We start from the raw sequence: 9,969 nt of genomic DNA, 5'->3' as shown, positions 1-9,969 counted from the left end.
GTGCAGCTGCACTATGCTGAGCCATCCGGTGTGCACGCAGCGGGACGGCGCCCAGGTGCCGGCGAACGAAGGAACGGGTGGCGGATGGGTGGGGCAATGGTCGAAGGGACGCGCCCGGGTGCGGGTGCGGACGCTTCGGGCGTGGGCGAGGCCGGGGAGCAGGAGCTGCGCCGGTTGCTGGCCGGCCTGACCGCCGTCCGGGACGGCGACTTCGGCATCCGGCTGCCCGGCGGGGCCGATGGCCTGCTCGGCGAGATCGCCACCGTCTTCAACGGCATGGCCGACCAGCTGTCGCTGTTCACCTCCGAGGTCACCCGCGTCGCCCGCGAGGTCGGCAGCGAGGGGCAGCTCGGCGGGCAGGCGAAGGTCCCCGGCGTGTCCGGCACCTGGAAGGACCTCACCGACTCGGTGAACGCCATGGCCGGGAACCTCACCACTCAGGTGCGGGACATCGCCCAGGTGGCGACCGCGGTGGCGAAGGGCGATCTGTCGCAGAAGATCGACGTCGACGCGCGCGGCGAGATCCTCGAGCTGAAGGACACCGTCAACACGATGGTGGACCAGCTGTCGTCGTTCGCGGACGAGGTCACCCGGGTGGCGCGCGAAGTCGGCAGCGAAGGCCGGCTCGGCGGCCAGGCGCAGGTGCCCGGCGTCGGCGGCGTGTGGCGTGACCTCACCGATTCGGTGAACTTCATGGCCGGGAACCTGACCGACCAGGTTCGCAACATCGCCCAGGTGACGACGGCGGTCGCGAAGGGCGACCTGTCCCAGAAGATCACCGTCGACGCCCGCGGCGAGATCCTCGAGCTCAAGAACACGATCAACACGATGGTGGACCAGCTGTCGTCGTTCGCGGACGAGGTCACCCGAGTCGCGCGAGAAGTGGGCACCGAGGGCCGGCTCGGCGGCCAGGCGGACGTCAAGGGCGTCTCGGGCACCTGGCGCGACCTCACCGACTCGGTGAACTTCATGGCCGGCAACCTGACCGACCAGGTTCGCAACATCGCCCAGGTCGCCACCGCGGTGGCGAGCGGCGACCTCTCGCAGAAGATCAACGTCACCGCCCGCGGCGAAGTCCTGGAGCTCAAGGACACGCTGAACACGATGGTGGATCAGCTGTCCGCGTTCGCGGACGAGGTCACCCGGGTGGCGCGAGAAGTGGGTACCGAGGGCCGGCTGGGCGGCCAGGCGGACGTCAAGGGCGTCTCCGGCACCTGGAAGGACCTCACCGAGTCGGTCAACGTCATGGCCGACAACCTCACCGCGCAGGTCCGCTCGATCGCCCAGGTCACCACCGCGGTCGCCCGCGGCGACCTGTCCCAGAAGATCCGCGTCGACGCCCGCGGCGAGATCCTCGAACTCAAGGACACCATCAACACGATGGTGGACCAGCTGTCCGCGTTCGCGGACGAGGTCACCCGGGTGGCGCGCGAGGTCGGCACCGAGGGCAACCTCGGCGGCCAGGCGACCGTCCGCGGCGTTTCGGGGACGTGGAAGAACCTCACCGACAACGTCAACGTCATGGCGTCCAACCTGACCGGCCAGGTCCGCTCGATCGCGCAGGTCGCCACCGCGGTCGCGCGCGGCGACCTGTCGGGCAAGATCACCGTCGAGGCCAAGGGCGAGGTCGCGGCCCTGGCCGACGTCATCAACACGATGGTCGACACGCTCTCGGCGTTCGCCGACGAGGTCACCCGCGTCGCCCGCGAGGTGGGCACCGAGGGCATGCTCGGCGGCCAGGCGCGGGTGCCGAACGTGGCCGGCACGTGGAAGGACCTCACCGACAACGTCAACTCGATGGCGAACAACCTCACCGGGCAGGTCCGCAACATCGCCCAGGTGACCACCGCCGTCGCGCAGGGCGACCTGACCCGCAAGATCGACGTCGACGCCCGCGGCGAGATCCTGGAACTCAAGACCACGATCAACACGATGGTCGACCAGCTCTCGGCGTTCGCCGCGGAAGTCACGCGCGTGGCGCGCGAGGTCGGCAGCGAGGGCCGCCTCGGCGGCCAGGCCGAGGTCGAAGGCGTGTCCGGCACCTGGAAGCGGCTGACCGAGAACGTCAACGAGCTGGCCGGGAACCTCACCCGCCAGGTCCGCGCGATCGCCGAGGTCACCAGCGCCGTCGCCGAGGGCGACCTGACCCGGTCGATCACCGTCGACGCCTCCGGCGAGGTCGCCGAGCTGAAGGACAACATCAACTCGATGGTGGAGTCGCTGCGCGAAACGACGCGGGCGAACCAGGAGCAGGACTGGCTGAAGTCCAACCTGGCCACGATCACCGGGCTGATGCAGGGCCGCCGGGACCTCGCCGTCGTCGCGGCCGCGGTGATGGACGAGCTCGTCCCGCTGGTCAACGCCCAGTACGGCGCGTTCTACCTGGCCGACGACACCGCCGAGGTGCCCGAGCTGCGGCTGGTCGGCGCGTACGGCCACCCTGACGACGGCGACGGGCCGGCGGTGCGGTTCCGGGTCGGCCAGTCGCTGGTCGGGCAGGCCGCCCGCAGCCGCCGCGCGATCGCGGTCGACGACGTCCCGCCCGGCTACGCCACGATCTCCTCCGGGCTCGGCAGCACCACGCCCGCCAGCCTGATCGTGCTGCCGATCGTGGTCGAGGACCAGGTGCTCGGCGTGATCGAGCTGGCCTCGGTGCACGGCTTCACCCTGGTGCACCGCGCGTTCCTCGAACTGCTGATGGAGCAGATCGGCGTCAACGTCAACAGCATCGTCGCCAACGCCCGCACCGACGAGCTGCTCGGCGAGTCGCAGCGGCTCACCGCGGAACTGCAGGCCCGTTCGGAGGAACTGCAGGCGCGGCAGGAAGAACTCCAGTCGTCCAACGCCGAACTGGAGGAGAAGGCCGCACTGCTCGTCACGCAGAACCGCGACATCGAGACGAAGAACCTGGAGATCGAGCAGGCCCGCCAGGAGCTGGAGGCGCGCGCCCAGCAGCTGACGCTGGCATCGAAGTACAAGTCGGAGTTCCTGGCCAACATGAGCCACGAGCTGCGCACCCCGCTCAACAGCCTGCTGATCCTCGCCCAGCTGCTCGCGCAGAACCCGACCCGCAACCTCACCGCGAAGCAGGTCGAGTACGCGGGCATCATCCACTCCGCGGGCTCGGACCTGCTGCAGCTGATCAACGACATCCTCGACCTGTCGAAGGTCGAGGCCGGGAAGATGGACGTCACCCCGGAGCAGGTGTCGCTGCGCCAGCTCATCGACTACGTCGAAGCGACCTTCCGGCCGATGACCTCGCAGCGCAACCTGGACTTCCGGATCACGGTCGCGCCCGGTTCGCCGACCGAACTGCTCACCGACGACTCGCGGTTGCGGCAGGTGCTGCGGAACCTGCTGTCCAACGCGGTCAAGTTCACCGAGGTCGGCGGGATCGAGCTGCACATCGAACCGGTGGACCCCGAGCGGCTGCCCCGGCCGCTGCGGGTGCACGGGCCCGCCGTCGCGTTCCGGGTCACCGACACCGGCATCGGGATCGCCGAACACCAGCTCGAATCGATCTTCGGCGCGTTCCAGCAGGCCGACGGCACGACCAGCCGCAAGTACGGCGGCACCGGGCTCGGCCTGTCGATCAGCCGCGAGATCGCGCAGCTGCTCGGCGGGGTCATCACCGCCGAAAGCACGTTGGGGGAGGGCAGCACGTTCGTCTTCGCGCTGCCGGTCGCGCGCCCGGACTTCGCGCCGCTGCCGGCGGGGGAGCACCCCGGCACCGCGGTCGCGACGGCCGAGCCCGGGGCCGCCGTCCCGCCGTCGGGGCCGCGGGCCTACCGGCGGCTGCTGGTCGTCGAGGAACGCCAGCACGGGCTGCTGACGCTCGTCGCCGAAAGCGCGGCGGCGGACTTGTCCGACAGCCGGGAGATCGGCCTCTCGCCCGCCGACGTCGAAGTCGTGACGGCGGTCGGCACGCAGGAGGCGGCCGCCGCGCTCGCCACCGACGCCTACCACTGCGTGGTGCTCGACCTGGACCTGCCGGACCGGACCGCGTTCACCTTCCTCGACGCGATGCAGGGCGACAGCGCGCTGCGGCTGGTCCCGGTGCTCGCGCACAACAGCCGGCGGCTCGACGGCGAACTCGAACAGCTGGTGCAGTCCCGCGCGGACGTCCAGTCGCTGGAAGTGCTGTCCGGCTTGGACGAGCTGCGCGAGCGGATCGCGCTGCACCTGTCGGCGGAGGAGCCCGGCGCGGTGCTGCCGCTGGTCCGCCCGGACGAGCCGGCCGCGCCGGTGCGCGCGGCCGACGTCGACACCACGCTGGCCGGGCGGACGGTGCTGATCGTCGACGACGACCCGCGCAACGTGTACGCGCTGACCGGGATCCTCGAACTGCACGGGATGCAGGTGCTGCACGCCGAGGACGGCCGCAAGGGTGTCGAGACGGTGGCGTCGCACCCCGGCATCGACCTGATCCTGATGGACGTGATGATGCCGGAGATGGACGGCTACACCGCGACCGCGAAGATCCGCGCGATGCCGGAGCACGCCGGGATCCCGATCGTGGCGGTGACGGCGAAGGCGATGCCGGGCGACCGGGAGAAGAGCCTCGCCTCCGGTGCGACCGACTACGTCACGAAACCGGTCGATGCGGACGACCTGATCGCCCGCATCAAGCGGCACGTGACGGCGTGATCGGCGACGAGCGGTTGCCCGCCGACGTCCCGGCCAACCTCGCGCGGCTCGCCGAGACAGTCGCCCGCCTGCGCAGCGAAATCGACCACGCGCACGCCGTCGCCGACGGCCGCGCGCTGATCGAACTCGCCAAGGGCGTGCTGATGGAACGCCTGCACTGCGCGCCGTCCGACGCGGCGCGGCAGCTGGAATCCCTGGCCGAGCGCGCCGGGATGACGCCGCTGGAGTTCGCCGCGGACGTCGTCGGCGAGGCGGCCGAGGACCGGGTGACCGAGGTGGCGCAGGAGTTCCTGGCCCGCGCCGACGACTCCGAGGAGTCCGCGGACTCGATTGCCGTGCGGCTGCGGACCGCGGAGAGCGGCGTGCTCGCGGCCGGCGACACCCAGCGCGTCGCGGAGTCCATTTTGGATCATGCGCTGCGGCCGCTGGGGGCGACCGCCGTCGCGGTGTGGCTCGCCGGGTCCGACGGGTCGATGACGCTGGCCGGATCCGCCGGGTTCTCGGCCGAGGAGGCGGCGCGGTGGCGGTACGTCCCGCCGGGGGTGCCGACGCCCGCCCGCAGCGCGCTGCTCGAGCGCGACACCGTCTGGAGCCCGACGCTCGCCGGGGCCGGCCTGCCGTCGATCGGGCAGCGCACCTTCGCCGGGGGCGGCCGGGTGACCGTGCCGACCGGGACCGGCGGGCGCATCATCGGCGTCGTCGAGATGTGCTGGCCCGACCCGTTGCCCGAGAAGCCGGGTCGCCAGCACCGCCAGCTGGAGGCACTGGCCGAACTGTGCGCGTACACCCTCGACACCCGGGAGCTCCCACCGACGGCCGACGTGCTCGGCGAGCTGGTGGACTTCATCGACGGCCTGCACGACCCGGCCGTGCTGCTGACGCCGTGCCTGGACGGCGGGGACTTCCGCATCCACCACGCGAACGTCCGGTTCGCCGACCCGGGCGGGCGACCGCGCAGCCGGATCGTCGGCACCCGGCTGCTGGAGACGTACCCGCTCGCGGCCGAGGAGAGCGGGCTGCTCGACAAGATCCAGCGCGTCTACGCCACCGGTGAGCCGTTCCGGGCGGACAGCATGGCGATCACCACCCTGGTCGACCAGGTGCCGCTGACCGTGCTCACCGACGTCAGCGTCACGCGGTTCGCCGGGAACGTGCTGCTGATCCTGCGCATCCAGGACGACGCGGCGAAGCTCGCCGTGCTGCTGCAGCACGCCCAGCGGCTCGGGCGCATCGGCGGCTTCGAGGAGAACGTCGTCACCGGGGCGATCACCTGGAACATCGAGCTGTTCGCGTTGTACGGCCTGCCGCCGAACGCCTCGCCGCTGTCGCTGAACGAACTGGCCGCGCACGCGCACCCCGACGACGCGCCGGCGATCGGCCGGTTCCTGCGGGCGGTGCTGCACCACAAGCGCCCGTCGTCGACGGCGTTCCGGCTGCAACGCTCCGACGGCGTCGCCCGGCACATCCGGGTGGTCGCCGAGCCGGTCGTCGACGGCCCCGGCGAGCTGGTCGCGGTCCGCGGCGCCTACCAGGACGTCTCGTCGCAGCACTGGACCGAGGTCGCGCTGGCCGCGACGCGGGACAGGCTGGCCGAGACCGAGCAGGAGGCGATGGAGCGCAACCGGCTCGCGTTGCAGCTGCAGCACGCGATCATGCCGCCGGCGAAGGGCCCGATCGACATGCCGGGCCTGCGCGCGGCGGTCCGCTACCGGCCGGCGGAGAAGGAGCACCTGGTCGGCGGCGACTGGTACGACGCGGTCGCGTTGCCGACGGGCGAGGTCCTGCTGTGCGTCGGCGACGTGGCCGGCCACGGCATCGACGCGGCGACGGGCATGGTGAGCCTCCGCAACGCCCTGCGCGGCCTGGCGGCGACCGGCGCCGGGCCGGCCCAGCTGCTGACGTGGCTGAACCTGGTGGCCTACCACCTGACGGATCACGTGACGGCGACGGCGGTGACGGCGGTCTACGACCCGGCGCACCGGAAGCTGCGCTGGGCCCGGGCGGGGCACCTGCCCCCGATCGTCCGCCACCGCGACGGCACGGCGACGACGTTGCCGCTGATCCGCGGCTCGCTGCTGGGCGCGGTCCGCGACGTGGTGTACGAGGAGGACGAGCTCCAGCTGGCGGAGGGCGACATCCTGCTGATCTACACGGACGGCCTGATCGAGCGCCGCGACCGCCCGGTCCAGGATTCGGTGTCCCGCCTGGTCACCCTGGTCGACGGCCACGACGGCGGCCTCGAGCACCAGCTGGACCGGCTCCTGACGTACAGCACGGCGGACACGGACGACGACACCTGCGTGGTCGGCATCGAAGTCACGTCGGCCGGCCTCGTCAGGGGTTGATCGCCAAGACCAGGAAGCCCGCCAGCAGGACCAGGTGCACGCCGCCCTGCAGGCGGGTCGCGCGGCCGGGGACCACCGTCAGGACGCTCACCACCACGGTCAGGGCCAGCAGCACGATCTGCGTCGAACCCAGGCCGAGCAGCAGCTGGCCTGGCAGCCACACCGACGCCAGCGCGATCGCCGGGATCGTCAGGCCGATGCTCGCGATCGCCGAGCCGTACGCCAGGTTGAGGCTGATCTGCATCCGGTCGCGCTGGGCCGCGCGGACCGCCGCCAGGGTCTCGGGCAGCAGGACCAGCAGCGCGATCACCACCCCGACGAACGACTGCGGGAACCCCGCGGCGCGCACTCCGGCCTCGATCGCCGGCGACTCCACCTTCGCCAGCCCGACCACCGCGACCAGCGCCACGAGCAGCAGCGCCAGGCTGCCCAGCGCGGCGCGGTCCGACGGCGGTTCGGCGTGGTCGTCCTCCTTGACCGCGCCGTCGGCCGCCACCGGGAGGAAGAAGTCGCGGTGGCGGACCGTCTGCGTCAGCACGAACGTCCCGTACAGCACGAGGGACGCCAGCGCCGCGAACGTCAGCTGGGTGGGCGAAAACGCGGGCCCCGGCGTGCTGGACGTGAACGCCGGCAGCACCAGGCTCAGCGTGGCCAGCGTCGCGACCGTCGCCAGCGCGGCCCCGCTGCCTTCGGAGTTGAACAGCGTCGAGCCGTAACGGCGGGCACCGACGAGCAGCGAGATGCCGACGATGCCGTTCGTGGTGATCATGACCGCGGCGAACACCGTGTCCCGCGCGAGCGAGCCCGCCTCCGGGCCACCGGAGACCATCATCGTGACGATCAGCGCGACCTCGATGACGGTGACCGCCACCGCGAGCACCAGCGAGCCGAACGGTTCCCCCACCCGGTGGGCGACGACCTCCGCGTGGTGCACCGCGGCCAGCACGGTCGCCCCCAGCGCGACGGCGACGACCGCCACGAAGACCGGGCCGAGGTCGCGGCCCCAGGTGAGCGCCAGCACGAGCACGCCGAGCACCGGGGTGACGGAGGTCCAGGACAGCAGGAAGGATCTCAGCGCGGCGACCATGCCTCCACCCTGTCACAACGCCGGGGGTTCCGCGGTCCCGTACGGCACTTCTCACATCGTCCCTTGTGGACGGTCGAGGTGGGACGGCACCAGCCGCGGTGCCGCGGCGACGACGTGCCGGCGGAAGGTTTCGCTCAGCGGCGGGAGGTTCCGGCCCGCCGCCCAGGCGAGACCGATGTCGCGCGCAGCGTCCACATCGGTCAGTTCGAGGTGCGGTGCCGGGAACGCCGCCGTGTGGGGCAGCGGCACCACCGACACGCCGAGCCCGGCGGTGACGAGGCCGCGCAGCGTCTCGACCTCGTCGCCTTCGAACCCGATGCGCGGGACGAACCCGGCCTCGGCGCACAGCCGCTCGGTCGTCTCGCGCAGCGCGTACCCCGGGCGCAGGAGGATGAACGTCTCGTCCGCGACGTCGGCGAGGCGCACCCGCCGGCGCCCGGCGAGCCGGTGGCGCGGCGGGACCGCGAGCCGCAGCGGCTCGACGAGCAGGCGGGACCAGTGCAGCCGGGGGTGCCCCGGGTCGCCGCTGGTGATGGCCAGGTCCGCCGTGCCGTCGAGGAGTTCCGCTTCCAGCCCGGCCTCACCGTGCTGCCGCAGCTCGAACCGGGCGCCCGGGTGCTCGCCGAGGAAGCCGCTCAGTACCGCGGGCACCAGCCAGGTGCCGAACGTGTGCAGGAACGCCAGCGGGACGACACCGGTGTCCGGCGCGACGATCTCACCGACTTCGCGCAGGCCCTGGTCGAGCTGGTCGAGCACGAGGTCGACGTGCCGCCTGAAGGCGTGCCCGGCCGGGGTCAGCCGCAGCACCCGCCCGGACCGGCGGAACAGCTCGGCGCCGGCGTCGCGCTCGAGGCGCCGGAGAGCTCGCGACAGCGCGGGCTGGGTGAGGTGCGCCCGCGCGGCCGTTTCCGTGACGGTGGCCCCGGCCGCGACCTCGCGGAAGAGCCGCAGCGTCTGGACGTCCATGCCCCCAGTGTATGGATTTTCAGCCAATCAGGCATTGGACGCATCGATCATCCGGGGCCACGCTGGAGGTATGGCTACCGTGGCAGAACAACTGGTCAGGACCCTGCGTGACGCCGGGGTCGAGCGCATCTACGGCATCGTCGGGGACAGCCTGAACCCGATCGTCGACGCGGTCCGCCGCACCGACGGCATCGAGTGGGTCCACGTCCGCCACGAGGAGACGGCGGCCTTCGCCGCCGCGGCCGAAGCCCAGGTCACCGGCAAGCTCGCCGTCTGCGCGGGCAGCTGCGGCCCGGGCAACCTGCACCTGATCAACGGCCTGTTCGACGCCCACCGCTCGGGCGCGCCGGTGCTGGCGATCGCGTCGCACATCCCGTCGAACCAGATCGGCACCGGGTTCTTCCAGGAGACCCACCCGGACCGGCTGTTCGCCGAATGCAGCCACTTCAGCGAGGTCGTCGCGGACCCGGCGCAGCTGCCGCGCCTGCTGCGGATCGCCACGCAGGCCGCCGTGGGCAAGGGCGGGGTTGCGGTGCTGACCATCCCGGGCGACCTGGCCGACCGCAAGGCGACCGGCCCGCTGACCGAGCGGCTCCCGCTGGTGACGCCGTCGCCCGCGGTGCCCGCTCCGGAGACCGTCCGGGAACTCGCCGGCCTGCTGAACTCCGGCGAGAAGGTGATGCTCTTCGCCGGTGCGGGTGTCCGCGGCGCGCACGACGAAGTCATGGCGCTGGCCGAGAAGCTCGCCGCGCCGGTCGGGCATTCGCTCGGCGGCAAGGAATGGATCCAGTACGACAACCCGTTCGACGTCGGCATGAGCGGCCTGCTCGGCTACGGCGCCTGCTACGACGCGATGCACGAGGCCGACCGGATCGTGCTGCTGGGCACCGACTTCCCGTACGACAACTTCCTCCCGCAGGCGCG

General features: G+C 72.1%; 5 protein-coding genes. 3 read left to right on the top strand and 2 right to left on the bottom strand.

All coding sequences use genetic code 11. The annotated features are described in order from the left end of the window. The first annotated feature begins 96 nt into the window (after positions 1-96). Together CCN39_RS01700 and CCN39_RS01695 are read left to right on the top strand one after the other, a co-directional pair. Complete coding sequence (locus CCN39_RS01700) at positions 97-4,647, top strand: HAMP domain-containing protein (protein ID WP_086838039.1); 4,551 nt, start codon at positions 97-99, stop codon at positions 4,645-4,647. Then, positions 4,644-6,992, top strand: a complete 2,349-nt coding sequence (locus CCN39_RS01695; protein WP_086838038.1) for a SpoIIE family protein phosphatase — start codon at positions 4,644-4,646, stop codon at positions 6,990-6,992. Before CCN39_RS01700 ends, CCN39_RS01695 begins: the two co-directional genes overlap by 4 nt. On the opposite strand, the gene CCN39_RS01690 is transcribed toward CCN39_RS01695, so the two are convergent. Both CCN39_RS01690 and CCN39_RS01685 read right to left on the bottom strand, forming a co-directional pair. After that, positions 6,982-8,079, bottom strand: coding sequence for a calcium:cation antiporter (locus CCN39_RS01690; protein ID WP_086838037.1), 1,098 nt, complete (start codon positions 8,077-8,079; stop codon positions 6,982-6,984). The two genes, CCN39_RS01695 and CCN39_RS01690, sit on opposite strands and share 11 nt — an antisense overlap. A 51-nt stretch (positions 8,080-8,130) precedes the next feature. Beyond that, positions 8,131-9,045, bottom strand: coding sequence for a LysR family transcriptional regulator (locus CCN39_RS01685; RefSeq protein ID WP_086838036.1), 915 nt, complete (start codon positions 9,043-9,045; stop codon positions 8,131-8,133). A 70-nt stretch (positions 9,046-9,115) separates the two neighbouring features. Between CCN39_RS01685 and CCN39_RS01680 the strand changes: the two genes are divergently transcribed. Further along, a partial coding sequence (locus tag CCN39_RS01680; RefSeq protein WP_244210572.1) for a thiamine pyrophosphate-binding protein occupies positions 9,116-9,969 on the top strand: 854 nt, incomplete at its 3' end.

The sequence above is a fragment of the Amycolatopsis kentuckyensis genome (assembly GCF_002155975.1).
Taxonomy (GTDB): Bacteria; Actinomycetota; Actinomycetes; order Mycobacteriales; family Pseudonocardiaceae; genus Amycolatopsis; species Amycolatopsis kentuckyensis.
The sequence above is the reverse complement of the archived record's forward strand: the minus strand, read 5'-3'. Positions and strand labels throughout refer to the sequence as shown.